Source organism: Chitinophaga sp. 9-1-y, from assembly GCF_059511905.2.
Genome location: NZ_CM197955.1, coordinates 126925 through 142733 on the forward strand (window position 1 = coordinate 126925; position 15809 = coordinate 142733).

The following is a 15809-nucleotide window of genomic DNA, read 5'->3' on the forward strand; positions in this document are numbered from 1 at the left end:
CATACCTATATTTGCTGCTCATCATGCTGGAGCTCCAAACATTTGAAGCATTATTCAGGGAAAACCATGCTCATTGCCTGGCCTTTGCCACTCACTACACGGGAGATGCCCATGTAGCGGAGGAGATTGTGCAACAGGTATTCCTGCGCTTGTGGGAAAAACGGGAAACGATTACCATTACCGGACCCGTAAAAGCATATTTGTTTTCTGCTATTCGTAATACCGCCATTAGCCAGTGGCGGAAGGATGTTGTGCGTTCTGAGAAAGAAACAGGGTACGGTAAAGTATCTGACACTACTACGGGCGCCGGAGAAGAAGTGAAAGAGCTGGAAAGATTGTACCGGCAGGCATTGGACCGGTTGCCGGAACGTTGCCGGGAGGTGTTTGTACTAAGCCGGCAACAGAACATGAAATATGCGGAAATAGCGGTAGCAATGAATATTTCCGTGAAAACAGTGGAGAACCAGATGGGCAAAGCGCTGAAAATTCTTCACCAGGAACTGAAAGAATACCTGCCCCTGCTGACGGGCTTTTTATTTTAAAAATATTTTTGGACGCGTGGGGGCATCGGTGTTCCGCATGCGTCTTATTACTATATTAGGGTCCTTTAGGACACTGACTGTAAAACTTACAACAACTGATGACACCATCTTTACCCAATGAGGCAATGCCTGATGAGGCACTGTATACCTTGCTCTGTAAGTATCTGCTGAATGAAGCAGATGCCGCTGAGCATGCCTGGGTGGAGGAATGGAAACAAGCAGACCCGGTAAATGAAGCCCTCCTTTCCTCGCTGGCCAAGGTATTAGATACGGCTGCTGCCCATGAAAAGGCAGTTCCAGCCAATACTGATTTCGCCTGGCAACAGCTGAGCGGAAAAATGGATGTTAAGCCGGCATTGATTGCTATCAGGCCCAAAAACCGCTTTGTATGGCTGAAAGTAGCCGCTGTATTACTGGTGGCTTTAAGTGCCGGATGGTGGTTCCTGATAGGAAAACAGCCCCAACAAATATATTCAGGCCCTGTAAAGGCTACGCTGCAGGATGGCAGCAGTGTGCAGTTATCGGCTGCTTCCAGGCTGGAAGTAGCCAGGGGCTTTAATGAGCGCAACAGGAAAGTAAGCCTTACCGGTACTGCTACCTTTGATGTAAGTGGTAGTGCTGCCAATCCCTTTGTTATCACATTGGGACATACAGACGTGAAAGTACTCGGCACCCGGTTTATGATCAACTACCAACCCGGTACCACTGCCCTGCAGGTACATGTAAGCAGTGGAAAAGTAATGGTAATAGATCATGATAAGGAAGACAGTGTGGTGCTTACCGATGGTATGCTACTACAGAAAGATAGTGAAAGACCCGTATTTCGTATAGCCTCTCATGTTACTGATATGACAAAAAGGTCATTATCATTTCATGATACGCCACTGGAAGAGGTATTGCATACGATTACAGAAGTGTACGACATAAAAGTGGAAGTCACGAATACCGATCTGCTGAAACTGCCGGTACGGGCCGATTTTACAGGAGAGTCTACCGACGATGTGATCAAAACACTGGCACTCATGCTGAATGCCGGATATGAGAAAATAAACGATCGACAATACAAATTGAAGTAGCTGTTAGCCATTAGCTTTTAGCTTTTAGAAAATGCAGCGGAGATGAACATATGATGCTCTCCGCTGCATTTTCTAAAAGCTAAAAGCTAATGGCTAACAGCTACTCCTGTCACCCTTTCAATTCAGAACACTATGTCGTTAGCCGGAAAACTGCTGACGGGAATATTTATATTATGTTTCCCACTACAGGTTTTTGCGTGGGACTGGCAAACAAGAGTAACCGTAATAATAAAGGATCAGCCCATACAAAGGGTGTGTGAATTGCTGGAAAAAGAATATGGTATTCATTTTTCATATAGCAGAGAACTTGTCAACTTATCCCGGAAAATTACGCTAACAGCCCGTAGCCAGCGTTTGAGAAAAGTACTGGAAGAAGTATTTGCCCCCGATGATATACGCTTCACCCGTGTGGGTGAGCAGGTAGTGCTATTGCCTGATCAGCGTACTACCCGCACTATCAGCGGTTATATAAAAGATGCCGTTAGCGGGGAAAGCCTTATTGGCGCTACCGTTTACTCACCTGCCCTGAAACAGGGTACTACCACTAATCAATATGGCTTTTTTAGTTTAACGACTGTAAAGGACTCCAATAACCTGGTGATGACCTATATTGGTTATGAGCCACGTATACAACCCATCCGGCAAAAGGGAGATCAGTTACTCAACATCACCTTACAGCCAGTGGGTGCTTTAAAAGAAGTAGTGATCAGTGCGAAAGAACAAATCAAGCTACAGGAGCAAACACAGATGAGCCGGGTGAAATTAGCGGCATCTGAATTACAGGCGATGCCCCGTCTATTGGGAGAAGTAGATGTAATGCGCACACTGCAGTCTATGCCGGGTGTTAGTGGAGGAATGGAAGGCGCCGGCGGATTGTATGTAAGAGGCGGTAGCCCCGATCAGAACCTGGTGTTAATGGATGGTACGCCCATCTTTAATTTCTCGCATTTTTTTGGTGTGTATTCGTTAGTGAATGCCAATGTGGTAAAAACAACCGATCTGTATAAAGGCGCATTCCCGGCACGTTTTGGCGGCCGTTTATCTTCCGTAGTAGACATTGCGATGAAGGAAGGAGATATGAATACCTATCATGGTGATGTTTCCCTGGGATTAATTGCCGCCAAATTTAATGTAGAAGGCCCCATTGTGAAAAACAAAACGTCTTTTATGGTATCGGCCCGACGCTCTTATCCTGACCTGATACTCAATGCGGCGATGAAATCGGAAAATGCATTGGGAAATGGCGGTGAGTTTAAAGCCTATTTTTACGATGTTAATGCAAAAGTGAATCATATTTTTTCTGCTAAAGACCGCATCTTCCTGAGTTTTTATAAGGGAGAAGATCAACTTTTGCTGAAACAGACACCTACAGATAGTACCAACACTAACGACCCAACGAAATTTAACCTGGAGAGCACGAAATTCCAGTTGGGCTGGGGAAATACGATGGCAGCACTCCGTTGGAACCATATTTACGGCCCCCGTTTGTTTTCCAATGTTACCCTTAGTTTTTCGCAATATGCTTTTTTTACACAGTACGAGCATAAAGCGGTAATTCCTGCTTCAGGAGAGCTATCGGATGTATATGGGCGATATAAGTCGCTGATGGAAAACAGTGGAGGTAGAATTGATTTTGATTTCCGCCCTAATCCAAAGCATTCCGTAAGATTTGGGGCTATTACTACCCTGCATTATTTTAAGCCGGGTAATTCGTCATTCCGGGATAGAGCAAGCCCGGTGAAGCCACTGGATACGCTGGCAACGGCGATGCGGGTACTGGGCATGGAGTTGTCGGCCTATGCAGAGGACGACTGGGAACTACGTCCTGATCTATATGTTAATATAGGGGTACATGCTTCGGCTTTCGTGGTGCAGCATCGTTTTTATTCATCTGTGCAGCCCCGGTTAGGACTGCGTTACATGTTGGCCCGCAACTGGGCGCTCAAGGCCGCCTACACACATATGAACCAGTATATTCACCTGCTGTCGAGCAATGGTACCACGTTGCCTACAGATATATGGGTGCCCTCTACCCAACGGGTAGCTCCCATGTTTTCCAAGCAGGTGGCACTAGGCATCGCTAAAACTTCACTCAATGGCATGTACGAATGTTCGCTGGAAGGTTATTTTAAGTCCATGCATAACATGATTGAAAGTAAGGAGAGCAATACTATTAATCAGCTATTACCGCGCTGGGATGAAAATGTAACTGTTGGTAAAGGCTGGAGCTATGGCGCAGAAGTGATGTTGCAGAAAAGAAAAGGTTCTACTACCGGATGGCTGGGCTATACATTGTCATGGTCTAACCGCCGTTTTCCCGGCGTGAACAATGATGAAATTTATCCCTATAAATACGATCGCCGCCATGATATTGAATTGGTGCTGATGCAACGTTTGGGTAAACATTGGGAGTTCTCTGCTTCCTGGCATTATAATTCTGGTTCGCCTATCACGATGCCGGTGTCCAGTTATAGCGGTGTGGGTGGGGCTTCGCCCTGGGATCCCGGTGCCGGTAATCCTTCCATTGATCGTTACAACAACTGGAATAATTACCGGGGAGCAGATGTGCACCGGCTGGATGTTGGCTTTACGCATACCAAACAGAAAAAGCATTGGAGCAGAAGCTGGAACCTGAGCATATTTAATGTGTATAACCGGAGAAATCCTTTCTTTTATACGTTCGAGGAAGATGCCGCAGAAAAGAAGCGATACCTTTCACAGGTCACTATTTTACCCATATTGCCGAGTGTTACATACGCTATTAAATTTTAAAGAGATGTGCAGAAAATATTTTTTCGTAGGTACGGTACTGTTAGTCATGCTTTTGAATGCGTGTACAAAACGTGTGGAAATTCAAATGCCTTATGAAGGCGACAAGATAGTAGTGAATACGCTTATACAACCGGATAGTGTGATCTATGTGCGGGTAACCCGTAGTATTCCTTCCAATACCCTGGATGATAGTGGTTATAAAGATATTACCGGCAGTACCGTTACTATCACTGCAAATGGTGTAGCGCTGCCTGCACCGCAAGTACAGGTCATAAAAGGACTCTCTTATTTTGTGTCAACGGAAAAGGCAGTGAGAGGTCAGCAATATACGGTACAGGTACAGGCACCGGGATTGACCGGGGTAACGGCAACGGATACACTTCCTGCCGCACCGCAGGCCAAAAATGCCGGCGCCCAGCGCAATAGCAACAGGGTCCAGTTTACCTTAAAAGATGATCCTGCTCCCGGCAATTATTACCGGATTCGTATTTATATAACTGATGCAAATGGAGGGCTGGGAACTTACCTGCTTTTTGGCTTGGATCCTGCGTTTAATAATAACCTGGTAGACTTCTTCACCAAAAGTAATTATAACAGCCTGGCGATGAGTGATGAACGCTTTAATGGCAAGGAGTTAAACTTTGTATTGCAGACCGTGGATCCTATTCCCGGATCCAGCCAGGTAACAGTAGAGGTGAGTGCGCTCACCCGTGCTACCTATGAGTATTTTAGTACCATGACTGCCCAGAAGGAAAATGGTAATATAGCATTGCGCAACCCTGTTCGTGTATTTACGAATGTTAATAATGGTTATGGTATTGTTGGCGGTATCAACACCAAAAAGCTCACGTTTAAAGTAGAATAGTCGCGGTAGTGACTGCTTTTTCATATCAGATAGTTTTCCCTTTTGCGCAACTCGTTTTCCTGATTCGAGCATTCTGCCTGTTTTTCCTGTTTTACTTTTGCATCATACCCCGGCGTATTTAGCTATGCATAAATACATCTGTTGTTTGTACCGCAAAAGTCAGATAAACAATAAAGAGTGATGAATTAAGTCCTGACGGCGGCCATTCCGTGGCCGCTGTAGGCACAAACCGATAGGCCCATGTGTAATTACCAGACATTGTATCACGGTGCGGCAGGATATGTTATCCGCTGTCCCCATTGTAAAGGAATTCAGCTTGCTTTTGGTACCACGGTTGTTAACCTTGATATAACCGAGTTTGAGTGTTTCAAAAAAATGGCCACCCGCCTGGCGGATGACCACTATCATGCAACAGAAAACGAAAAGTTAATTTGTTTGCCTTTGCCGGCAGATCATGTGATGATGCTGGTAACACCCGCAGAAATACATGCCCTGGCCAATATGACCGCAGAAGTACAGGCCTTACTGGATACATATGATATCCTGGAAACATCTTCCGGATTTTTGAATGCCGATTAGTGATGGAAGCCGCCTCCTTCTTTTTGTGTAAGCGGTTTTCTCACCGGATTTTCTTCGAAATATTTTACGCAGCGGGTGTAGTCCTGGATGAGCATATCTGCCATATCCCGGCTAAATCCATGGCGTATTAGTACCCGTTGTACAACAATATCTCTGGCATCACCGGTCAATGGATAGGAGGCTATTTGCCAGCCACGGGAGCGGATTTTGTCGGAGATATCATAGAGTGTAAAACCATGATCGCCGGGCTTTAAAGTCCAGCAGGCGCCGGGAAGCCCACCTTTGCCGTTGTATAGAATATCGAAATGCCCCAGCTTATCCATGGCTTCAGCAATGTAACTGGCATGATCCAGGCAGGCTTGTTGTAGCTTCTTATATCCTTCCTTGCCGTGACGTAAAAGGTTATAATATTGCGCTACTATTTGTCCGCCCGGCCGTGAGAAATTGAGGGCAAATGTAGGCATGTCGCCACCGAGATAGTCTACGCGGAAAATGAGTTCTTCCGGGAGGTCTTCCTTCTCCCGCCATATTACCCAACCCACCCCTAATGGACTAAGACCATATTTATGCCCAGAAGCATTGATAGATTTTACACGGGGAATCCGGAAATCCCACACCAGGTCAGGGCTCACAAAAGGGGCGATGAATGCGCCACTGGCGGCATCCACATGGATTGGAATATCCCATCCTTTTTCCTGTTGCAGTTTATCCAGTGCCTGGGCAATTGCTGCTACCGGCTCATACATCAGGGTGAAAGTAACACCGAAAGTAGGTACTACTCCAATGGTATTTTCATCTACCAGTTCCAGTACTTTTTCAGGGGTTAAATTATAGCGACCATGTTCCATGCCCACTTCACGCAGTTCTACATCGAAGTACCGTGCAAATTTATGCCAGCATACCTGTACGGCGCCGCATATAAGATTGGGTTTGTCAGTAGACTTTCCTTCTTTTTCTCTTCTTTTACGCCATTGCCATTTTAAAGCGAGTCCGCCCAACATAGCTGCTTCGCTGGAGCCAGTGGTGCTACAGCCCATGGTGGTGGCACTTTCTGGCGCATTGAATAAATCTGCCAGGATATGTACACACCTGTTTTCTATTTCAGCTGTTTGCGGATATTCATCTTTATCAATCATATTTTTATCCAAACATTCATCCATCAGTTTATGTACGTATTCATCCAGCCAGGTTTGGCAGAAGGTGGCCAGGTTCATCCTGGAATTTCCATCCAGCATTAACTCATCATGTACCAGGTGGTAAACGGTACGCATGTCCTGTGCTTCGCCGGGCATTTTGTATTTGGGAATGCTCTCCTTGCTGTCTGCAGAGGCATACAACCCTAAGCGGGAGTTTTCATTCTCTTTTTTCTTGAAGAATAAAGGCATAACAATAGGGCTTAATTGTTAGAGAATACAGTTTGGTTGTCTAACAACCGGGCGAACTACTTGTTCAACGAAGCACGAAAAATCATTGTTGTGCTGGTAAATTCCGGGGAATTGAACAAATCGGGAATGAGGGGTGTTACCTATAACAATCGAAATTAACACCATTTTTCTTTCCCCTATAATCCAGGCATACATGAATTGGTTACATCATACATTCCAGGAATACCCTGAATTGGCTGTGTTTCTCACATTGGCATCCGGCTATTTTATAGGCAGTTTAAGGATCGGTAAATTTTCGTTAGGATCCGTAACTGGTGTTTTGTTGATGGGTGTATTAGTTGGGCAGATGGATATACAAGTATCTGCCAACGTAAAATCAGTTTTCTTCCTGATGTTTTTATTTGCGGTGGGCTATAGTGTGGGTCCGCAGTTTTTTCGTGGCCTTAAAAAAGATGGATTACCACAGGTATTATTTGCGGCACTGATGTGTGTGTTTTGCCTGGTGGCGCCCTGGCTATTGTCGCTGATGGCAGGCTACAATGTAGGACAGGCCGCCGGATTGATTGCCGGTTCTCAAACGATATCAGCCGTGATGGGGGTGGCAGCAGATACGATTAACCAGGTAAACCTGACACCGGATCAAAAGCAGTTGATGATAAATGCGATGCCGGTATGTTATGCCGTAACTTATATTTTCGGCACGGCTGGTTCTGCATGGTTGTTATCAAGCATTGCGCCTATGATGATGGGCGGCATTGATAAAGTAAGAGCTGCCTGTAAAGAGCTGGAGAAAACCATGGGCGCGGGTGATCCCACACAGGATCCCGGTATGCGCTCGGCTTTTATTGCGGTGACCTTCCGCGCCTACGAGATTGACAATACCTCTATTGCCGCGAAGAAATCAGTGCAGCAGTTGGAAGCGGAATTAATAGCACGTGATCATCGTTTGTTTGTGGAGCGGATCCGTCAGGGGAAAGACAAAAAAATAATGGAGCCAACCCCCGAATACATTATACAGGTGGGAGATGAGATTGTGTTGAGTGGCCGCCGGGAATTCATCCTGGGCGAAGAACAGGGAATAGGTAAAGAAATTATAGATGTAGACCTGCTGAATTTTCCGGTGGAAAATGTAATGGTATTTGTGATTAATAAAGAAGTGATTGGCAAAACCATTAAAGAGCTCCGCACCATGGATTACATGCATGGTATTCCCGTACAAAGCATACGCCGAGCGGGTATCAGCATGCCGGTATACCCGGAGGCCGTGCTGGAAAGAGGTGATAATATACAATTGGTAGGATATAAAAGAGATATGGATAAAGCAGTATCGCATATTGGTTATGCAGATATTCCTACGGACAAAACAGATATGATTTTTGTGGGATTGGGCATTGTACTGGGCGGCCTGGTAGGTGCGATGAGTATTCGCGTAGGTGGCGTTCCGCTCAGCTTAAGCACCAGTGGTGGTGCGCTGATCATGGGACTGGTATTTGGCTGGTTGCGTTCCCGGCATCCCGCCTTCGGGCGAATTCCGGAGCCTGCATTGTGGGTGATGAATAATGTGGGGCTGAACACTTTTATTGCAGTAGTAGGTATTACCGCCGGACCCAGTTTTGTGGCGGGTTTCAAAGAAGTGGGCTTGGGATTATTTTTAGTGGGTATTGCGGCTACTGCTATTCCACTGTTGGTGGGCGTGTTAATGGCGAAGTATATTTTTAAATTCCATCCTGCACTGGTGCTGGGCTGTACTGCCGGCGCCAGAACTACTACGGCGGCACTGTCTGCCATACAGGAAGAGGTGCAAAGTAATCTCCCCTCACTGGGTTATACTATCACGTATGCAGTTGGCAACACCCTGTTGATTATCTGGGGGGTAGTCATTGTGATATTGATGACGTAATGAGAAATATTTCATCATAAATCGGCAATACATTGATAACAATAGCTACCCGTTATTTACGTATACTCGTTTACGTTATAGTTATTTCATTGACGGCTATACATGCCCGGGCTCAGACCGATACCACCGAAAATGGTAAAGGATTAACCCGTAATATGATAGAAGGTGGCAAGTACCAGGGCTTTTTATTTACAGATGTAAAGGGCATCCGGTTGCAGTTCAGTGGCTATGTACAGGCTGATTTTATTCACGACTTTATGGAAATAGGCAACATCCATGCGATGCAGCCTTCTACCATTGCCGTACCGGGCATTACAGCCGGTAACACGGCATTTTCTGTGCGCCAGTCGCGTTTCGCTTTTACCGCATACGGGGCACCAGATTACAAAGGCCGTGCGTTAAAAGCCGTGCTCGAATTTGATTTGTGGGGAAGCCTGAATGGCGCACCCAGGCTGAGGCATGCTTATATTCAGCATGGTAAATGGACTTTTGGACAATACTGGAGCAACTTTATGGACGACGACAACTGGCCTAATATCATGGACTATTGGGGGCCCAACTCTTACGTTTGGACACGGCAATTACAGTTGCGCTTCACACAACAGATTGGTACTACTATGAAATTTTCTGTTGCGGCAGAGCAACCGGGCGGCGACTTATCTATACCTGCCAGTTGGAAAAGCAGAACGAATTTCCCCGATGTAACCATGGCTTTTCAAAAGAACTTTGGTGAAAAGAATGCCAGCCATATAAGACTATCCGGTTTATTTCATCCCATGGATTATCAAAACGGAGAGAAGAAAAATAAAACCGATATTGGCGGCGCATTTAACTTTTCAGGGAATATTAACATCGGTAAAAACGACGATGTGAAATTTCAGTTTGCTTACGGTAGTGGCTATACGAAATATAGTGAGGATATCAGTGGTCAAGGATATGATGCTTTCGCCAACATAAATGATAAACAGCTTACAAATATTAATATGTTGGCTACCTGGTTATACTTTGATCATTTCTGGACAAAAAGTCTTGGTTCTACTATCGGATATGGTTATCTGCGGTTAAATACGCCCGACCTGGCGTTGCCTGTGAATTATATAAAGGCCACGCATTATGCATCTTACAATATGACTTATTATTTCACCGGGTTCTTCAAAATTGCCGGTGAGGTGCTATATGGCAAACGCGAAAACCGCGACAATACTTCGGGAGAAGACGTAAGGGCACAATTCAGTGCATTTTTCAAATTCTAGTCATCTGCCAAAAAAATGATACACCATGAAAACGATTATTGCATTATTCCTGTTGCTGGCAGTAGGGATAAGTGAAACAGGCGCCCAGCAACGTGCAAAGCCGGTTGATTATAATGCTATTATCAACGAAGCGTTTAACTTATATAAAGACGAGAAAAGCGGGCATAATGCGGATTACATTCCCTACCTGGATAAAGTAAACTCAGATATGTACGGGATTGTGCTGGTAACAGCCGATGGGAAAGTGTACCAGGTGGGAGAAACGAAGTTTGAATTTGGTATTGAATCTATAGAAAAGGTATTTACCCTTTGCATGGCGATGGAAATTTTTGGGGATAGTGTGATCCTGGAAAAAGTGGGTGCCGATCAAACCGGGTTACCGTTTAACTCTGTGCCAGCCATTGAACTGAATGGGCAGAAGCCTTCCAATCCATTGGTGAATGCGGGGGCGATGGCTACCACCAGCTTGTTGACCAGCCATTTTGGACATGCAGATGCCTGGAATAAAGTGAACGAATATTTTGCACGGTTTGCGGGTCGTAACCTAACGGTGCTGGATGAATTGTATCAGTCAGAAGCTGCTACCAACGAGCATAACAAAGCCATTGCAATGTTGCTGAAATCGTATGGGTATATGTATGATGACCCCATTTACGCCTGTGATTTCTATACAAAGCAATGCTCTTATGGGGTAAATACCCGGGATATTGGCATTATGGCGGGTACACTGGCCAATGCAGGTGTGAATCCTATTACCAAAGAGCGGTTACTCCGGGAAAAATATGTTCCCAAAGTATTGGCGATTATGGGTACCACGGGGTTGTATGAAACTACCGGCGACTGGATGTTCCGGGTGGGCCTACCCAGCAAAAGCGGTGTAGGGGGCGGCATCATTTCGGTATTCCCCGGCCGGTTCGGGGTTGCGGTTTTTTCGCCGCCGTTGGATAAAGCCGGAAACAGCGTCCGGGCGCAGGCGGCCATTAAATATATTTCGGACAGGCTGTCGGCAAACGTATACCTGGGAAAATAAGTCCCCCCTTGTATAGCAGATTGGTGAATAGTACCGGCGCTTCCGGCAGCTATTCACCAATTTTTTTTCGTGGTTAATTCGTAAATTCATAAAACAAGTTATCATCTTAACATGTTTTAGAGCTATGGACGTAAAGGATTATTACAAGGTGCTGGGAGTAGAGAAAGGGGCAACAGCAGAACAGATCAAGAAAGCCTATCGCAAACTGGCCGTCAAATATCATCCGGACAAAAATCCGGATAATAAGGCCGCGGAAGATAAATTTAAAGAAATCAATGAAGCATATGAGGTACTGAGTGATGCGGAGAAGCGGAAGAAATACGATCAGTTTGGGGAAAACTACAAGTACTACGAACAACATGGCGGCAGGCCGGAAGATTATGACTGGTCGCAGTATGGAGGCGGGCAGGGCCGCAGTCGTTCCTATAGCAGTGGCAATATGGATGATATGTTCGGCGGCGGTGGTGGCGAAGGTTTCTCCGATTTCTTTGAACAGCTTTTTGGCAGCCGCTTTTCGGGTGGTGGTCGCCGGCAGCAGCAGGGGCCTGGTCGTGGCCGGGACGTACAGGCTACCATGGAAGTGTCGCTGGATGATGCATATACCGGCGCTACCCGGCAGGTAGAAGTCAATGGCAGCCGGCTGAATATTAAGCTGAAGCCCGGTTTATATGAAGGACAGGTAATCCGGTTGAAGGGAAAAGGTAGCCCTGGCCGGCAGGGCGGTACTGCCGGGGATTTGCTCATCACCATCCACCTGGCCGCACACCCGCAGTTTGAATTAAAAGGACAGGATATTTACACCGATCTGGCCCTTCCTTTGTATACGGCTATCCTGGGAGGTAAACAGACCGTGAATACCCCGGGCACCAGTTTGAATATGAATATTCCGGCCGGCACAGACAGTGGCAAAGTATTTCGTTTAAAAGGAAAAGGAATGCCCGCCTATGATAACAGTGGCAGTGCGGGAGATTTATACATCAAAGCAATTGTACATATACCAACAAATCTTTCCGAAAAGGAAAAAGAACTGTTTCAGCAACTTTCACAACTAAATGAGAATGGCCATGCTTAAACTTTTTGATTACCTGGAAGAAGTGATATCTACTGAGCGTATTTCCCAGCTGAATAATCCCAAGCTGTTATATACCGCCAGTGAAATCATGCAGGAACTTGGCTACGGTCAGTCCGGTATGGAGCAGGAACCGCTGGATAGAGCGATGCACGCCTGTGCAGCGCTGAATATTCCGGTGGACTTTAATTTCAAGAAAGTATATTGTTTTAAGGATGGCGAATTAACTACCGACTGGCAGTTGTCGGAACTGGCAACTTACCTGTTCATGATTAACTGTAATCCGCTGAATCCTTTTGTGGCTAAAGCACAGTTGATTTTTATGATGAAAGACCGGGTATGAGAGATATCAACCGGACCGGTATCCTGATAGTGGTCATTATGGGCACTACCATGGCCGGTATAGATTCCAGTATTGTTAATATATCCCTTCCCGTTATGAGCAGGCAGTTTAACTGCACGCTGTCGGAAATAGAATGGGTCATTACTGTATACATGCTTAGCTTTTCTGTGCTGATGCCCCTGACCAACTGGCTGAAGAACAGGATCGGATTTTTCAATCTCTATATCGGTGCTATTTCTCTTTTTACATTAGGTTCACTGATGTGTGCCTTGTCTACCAGCCTGGATTCCCTGTTGGTAGGGCGTGTGGTGCAAGCCCTTGGTGGCGGGGCCATGGCGCCTACTTCGATGGCTATCATTTCTTATGTATTTCCGGCCAGGGTTCGGGGAACAGTATTGGGTTGGTGGGGATTGGGTAACCTGGTGGGGCCTGCACTGGGACCAACACTGGGAGGTATTCTCACGGAGAAATTTGGCTGGCCTTCTATTTTCTATATTAACCTGCCTATTGGCGTACTCACTGTGGCGTTGGCTTATCAGTACCTGGGAGTGTTGCGTAAACAGCCCAAGCTGAAGCTGCCTTTTGATCTCACCGGTTTTGTGGTGCTGACTATCTTCCTGGTATGTTTGCAGTATGGTATTGCACGTGCGGAAGTAGTAGGCATTACTTCTCCCGAAATATTAGCTACACTGGCAGTGGCTTTTGTGGCATTGGCTTTATTTATATGGATAGACAGGCACAAGACGGCCCCCATTATGGATCTCACCCTGTTTACCAATTATTCTTTTGTGAGTTGTATTCTCGTTACTATTTCCCGGGCAGCAGCTTTGTTTGGCGGCCTGTTCCTGATGCCTTTCCTGCTGCAGGAGCAGATGGGTTTTTCGGAAGGCATATCCGGGTTACTGATATTACCGAATTCTGTTTTTATGGCAGCGCTGATGCCTTTCGCAGGGAAGTGGTCTGATAAACACGGTTCCAGGGAAATTTCTATTGTGGCTATTATATTGCTGGCGGTGTCTATGTACCTGTTTTCCCTGTTGGACCGCGGCAGCAGTATCAATGCGGTGATTGTTGCCATGGTAGTGCGGGGGATAGGTATGGGGTTGTTATTGGCGCCATTGAATGCCGCTACGTTGAGTGCGGTGAGGCCCAGTGAAGTTACGATGGCCTCTTCTATCAGTACCTTGATGCAACAGGTAGGAGGCGCTATTGGCATTGCCGTGTTGGCTATCATCACACAGTCGGCTTATAACCGGCACGTAATGGACGGTATGGGTAATATGCCGGCACATCACCTGGCGCTGCGGGAAGGATTTCACATCTCCCTGATCATACTGCTGGTAACCCTGATTCCTGCCTGGTTCCTGCCACGGCGGAATGTAGCCCTCAAAGATGTAGACACCCATATTGATACCTGATTTTACTGCATGATTATTGGGTAATAACCGTGAACATTTCGGCATATATGGCAACAACCGGCAAGAAGCACATTTTGATGATTGATGATGATGAAGATGACTTTTTCCTCGTGAACTCTCTATTACAGGACATTTCCCCCGATCAATATATACTACAGTGGGTTTCTTCCTATAAACAAGGATTACAGGCGATTGAAGCACGTACCCATGATCTCTACCTGGTAGATTATCGACTGGGAGCACATACGGGGATTGATGTGTTGCATCATTTCCGCAATCTGGGATATAAAGCCCCCGTTATCCTGTTTACCGGGAAGGGCGATTACCTCATAGATAAAGAGGCCATGCAGGCCGGTGCTGCTGATTATCTCGTGAAAAGTGAGATTACGGCTGCGCTGCTGGAAAGAGCCATCCGTTATACCCTCGACAAATTCAGTCATCTGCAGGCCATAGAAAAAAGTGAAAAACGGTATTTCAGCATCTTCGAAAAATCCAATGACCTGATCATACTGGCAGACTGTGAACATAAAATTGTAGCCGCTAATCCAGCTGCGCTGAATGTGTTGAAGTACCCGGAAGATGAGTTATACAATAGCCATCTGCAGGGATTGTTTGCGGAAGAGCAGGTGATCAAAGACTTCCTGGATCAGCTTTGCACGGAAGAGGGCGTGGTACAGAAGGAGTATGTGTTTCGCAGCAAATCAGGGCAGCAGCTGGATGTGATGATCAATGCGTCCCTGCTGGATGAAAAGAAGCAGCTGTATTTATGTATCATCCAGGATATCACTGCCCGCAAACGGAAAGAGCGGGAAAAACAGCAGCAGGAAAAATTCGCTATTACCGGCCGTATTGCCCGCTTAATTGCCCACGAAGTACGGAATCCACTCACCAATATTTTGCTGGCCGTATCCCAGCTTAAAATGGAACCGGCAGCAGAAACAGAAGATGCCCAATTGTACCTGGATATCATGGAACGCAATTGTCACCGCATTAATCACCTGGTGACAGAACTGCTGCAATCTACCCGCATGACGGAATTGAATATGCTATCGATGGGCCTGAATGTACTGCTGGAAAAGGCATTACACCTGGCGGCGGATCGTTTGCAGCTGAATAATATTGCGGTTGTACAGCAATTATCTAAGCCGGGTTGTATGATTTTGGCAGATGAAGATAAAATACTCATTGCGTTGCTGAATATTATTATCAATGGTATTGAGGCGATGAAAGCCGGTGAAGGCAAGTTAAGTATTCACTCGTGGGAGGAAGCGGAACGAGCATTTGTTCGTATAACCGACAACGGTAGTGGCATTTCAGAGCAGAACCTGGCTAAATTATTTGAGCCCTTTTTTACGAATAAAACCAAAGGAACAGGATTGGGGCTTACGGCTACGCAGAATATTATTTTGCAGCACCAGGGTAATATTGCCGTGGAAAGTAAGCTGGGGGAGGGCACCAGTTTTGTGATCAGTTTCCCGATAGCTGTTAGCTGTTAGCTTTTAGCTTTTAGCTTTTAGCTTTTAGCAAAATGCAGCGGAGATGAAACATAATACACTTGTTCATCTCCGCTGCATTTT

Annotated in this window: 13 protein-coding genes; 12 read left to right on the plus strand and 1 reads right to left on the minus strand. The window is 46.0% G+C overall.

From position 1 onward, the window contains the following. Positions 1-11: 11 nt before the first annotated feature. The 5 genes from AC5ZC7_RS00670 (at position 12) to AC5ZC7_RS00690 (ending at position 5834) form a co-directional block, all read left to right on the plus strand. Positions 12-542 carry an RNA polymerase sigma-70 factor gene (locus tag AC5ZC7_RS00670; protein ID WP_496160079.1) on the plus strand — a complete coding sequence of 177 codons (531 nt, stop codon included), beginning with the start codon at positions 12-14 and terminating at the stop codon, positions 540-542. Positions 543-640: 98 nt separating this feature from the next. Beyond that, entirely contained in the window at positions 641-1618 is a 978-nt protein-coding gene (locus tag AC5ZC7_RS00675; RefSeq protein WP_496160078.1) for a FecR domain-containing protein, read from the plus strand. A 132-nt stretch (positions 1619-1750) separates the two neighbouring features. After that, positions 1751-4390 (plus strand): TonB-dependent receptor domain-containing protein, encoded by a 2640-nt coding sequence (locus tag AC5ZC7_RS00680; RefSeq protein WP_496160077.1) that lies wholly within the window; start codon positions 1751-1753, stop codon positions 4388-4390. A 4-nt stretch (positions 4391-4394) separates the two neighbouring features. Beyond that, a complete protein-coding gene (locus AC5ZC7_RS00685) occupies positions 4395-5255 on the plus strand; it encodes a DUF4249 family protein (protein ID WP_496160076.1) in 861 nt (286 codons plus the stop codon). 240 nt (positions 5256-5495) lie between these two features. Beyond that, positions 5496-5834 (plus strand): DUF6686 family protein, encoded by a 339-nt coding sequence (locus AC5ZC7_RS00690; protein ID WP_496160075.1) that lies wholly within the window; start codon positions 5496-5498, stop codon positions 5832-5834. Here AC5ZC7_RS00690 and gad read toward each other — a convergent pair. After that, positions 5831-7219, minus strand: coding sequence for a glutamate decarboxylase (gad, locus tag AC5ZC7_RS00695; RefSeq protein WP_496160074.1), 1389 nt, complete (start codon positions 7217-7219; stop codon positions 5831-5833). The two genes, AC5ZC7_RS00690 and gad, sit on opposite strands and share 4 nt — an antisense overlap. Before the next feature lie 193 nt (positions 7220-7412). Here gad and aspT point away from each other — a divergent pair, with 193 nt between their 5' ends. The 7 genes from aspT to AC5ZC7_RS00730 all read left to right on the plus strand — a co-directional run bounded on the left by aspT (position 7413) and on the right by AC5ZC7_RS00730 (position 15728). Next, positions 7413-9119: an aspartate-alanine antiporter gene (gene aspT, locus AC5ZC7_RS00700; RefSeq protein WP_496160073.1), complete on the plus strand. Its 1707-nt coding sequence runs from the start codon at positions 7413-7415 to the stop codon at positions 9117-9119. A 32-nt stretch (positions 9120-9151) separates the two neighbouring features. Next, positions 9152-10372: a DcaP family trimeric outer membrane transporter gene (locus tag AC5ZC7_RS00705; RefSeq protein WP_496160072.1), complete on the plus strand. Its 1221-nt coding sequence runs from the start codon at positions 9152-9154 to the stop codon at positions 10370-10372. A gap of 25 nt (positions 10373-10397) precedes the next feature. After that, on the plus strand, positions 10398-11402 hold the full coding sequence (glsA, locus tag AC5ZC7_RS00710; protein WP_496160071.1) for a glutaminase A: 1005 nt from the start codon (positions 10398-10400) through the stop codon (positions 11400-11402). A gap of 124 nt (positions 11403-11526) precedes the next feature. After that, positions 11527-12474, plus strand: a complete 948-nt coding sequence (locus AC5ZC7_RS00715) for a DnaJ C-terminal domain-containing protein (protein ID WP_496160070.1) — start codon at positions 11527-11529, stop codon at positions 12472-12474. Beyond that, positions 12467-12814, plus strand: a complete 348-nt coding sequence (locus AC5ZC7_RS00720) for a hypothetical protein (RefSeq protein WP_496160069.1) — start codon at positions 12467-12469, stop codon at positions 12812-12814. The genes AC5ZC7_RS00715 and AC5ZC7_RS00720 overlap by 8 nt, the downstream gene beginning before the upstream one ends. Next, positions 12811-14232 carry a DHA2 family efflux MFS transporter permease subunit gene (locus AC5ZC7_RS00725; protein ID WP_496160068.1) on the plus strand — a complete coding sequence of 474 codons (1422 nt, stop codon included), beginning with the start codon at positions 12811-12813 and terminating at the stop codon, positions 14230-14232. The genes AC5ZC7_RS00720 and AC5ZC7_RS00725 overlap by 4 nt, the downstream gene beginning before the upstream one ends. A 47-nt stretch (positions 14233-14279) precedes the next feature. Continuing rightward, positions 14280-15728 carry an ATP-binding protein gene (locus AC5ZC7_RS00730; RefSeq protein ID WP_496160067.1) on the plus strand — a complete coding sequence of 483 codons (1449 nt, stop codon included), beginning with the start codon at positions 14280-14282 and terminating at the stop codon, positions 15726-15728. Positions 15729-15809: the final 81 nt, after the last annotated feature.

Bases quoted from the DNA above. Each gene is read 5' to 3' on its own strand.
- AC5ZC7_RS00675 (WP_496160078.1), top strand. From the start codon at position 641: ATGACACCATCTTTACCCAATGAGGCAATGCCTGATGAGGCACTGTAT.
- AC5ZC7_RS00680 (WP_496160077.1), top strand. From the start codon at position 1,751: ATGTCGTTAGCCGGAAAACTGCTGACGGGAATATTTATATTATGTTTC.
- AC5ZC7_RS00685 (WP_496160076.1), top strand. From the start codon at position 4,395: ATGTGCAGAAAATATTTTTTCGTAGGTACGGTACTGTTAGTCATGCTT.
- AC5ZC7_RS00690 (WP_496160075.1), top strand. From the start codon at position 5,496: ATGTGTAATTACCAGACATTGTATCACGGTGCGGCAGGATATGTTATC.
- gad (WP_496160074.1), bottom strand. From the start codon at position 7,219: ATGCCTTTATTCTTCAAGAAAAAAGAGAATGAAAACTCCCGCTTAGGG.
- aspT (WP_496160073.1), top strand. From the start codon at position 7,413: ATGAATTGGTTACATCATACATTCCAGGAATACCCTGAATTGGCTGTG.
- glsA (WP_496160071.1), top strand. From the start codon at position 10,398: ATGAAAACGATTATTGCATTATTCCTGTTGCTGGCAGTAGGGATAAGT.
- AC5ZC7_RS00715 (WP_496160070.1), top strand. From the start codon at position 11,527: ATGGACGTAAAGGATTATTACAAGGTGCTGGGAGTAGAGAAAGGGGCA.
- AC5ZC7_RS00720 (WP_496160069.1), top strand. From the start codon at position 12,467: ATGCTTAAACTTTTTGATTACCTGGAAGAAGTGATATCTACTGAGCGT.
- AC5ZC7_RS00725 (WP_496160068.1), top strand. From the start codon at position 12,811: ATGAGAGATATCAACCGGACCGGTATCCTGATAGTGGTCATTATGGGC.
- AC5ZC7_RS00730 (WP_496160067.1), top strand. From the start codon at position 14,280: ATGGCAACAACCGGCAAGAAGCACATTTTGATGATTGATGATGATGAA.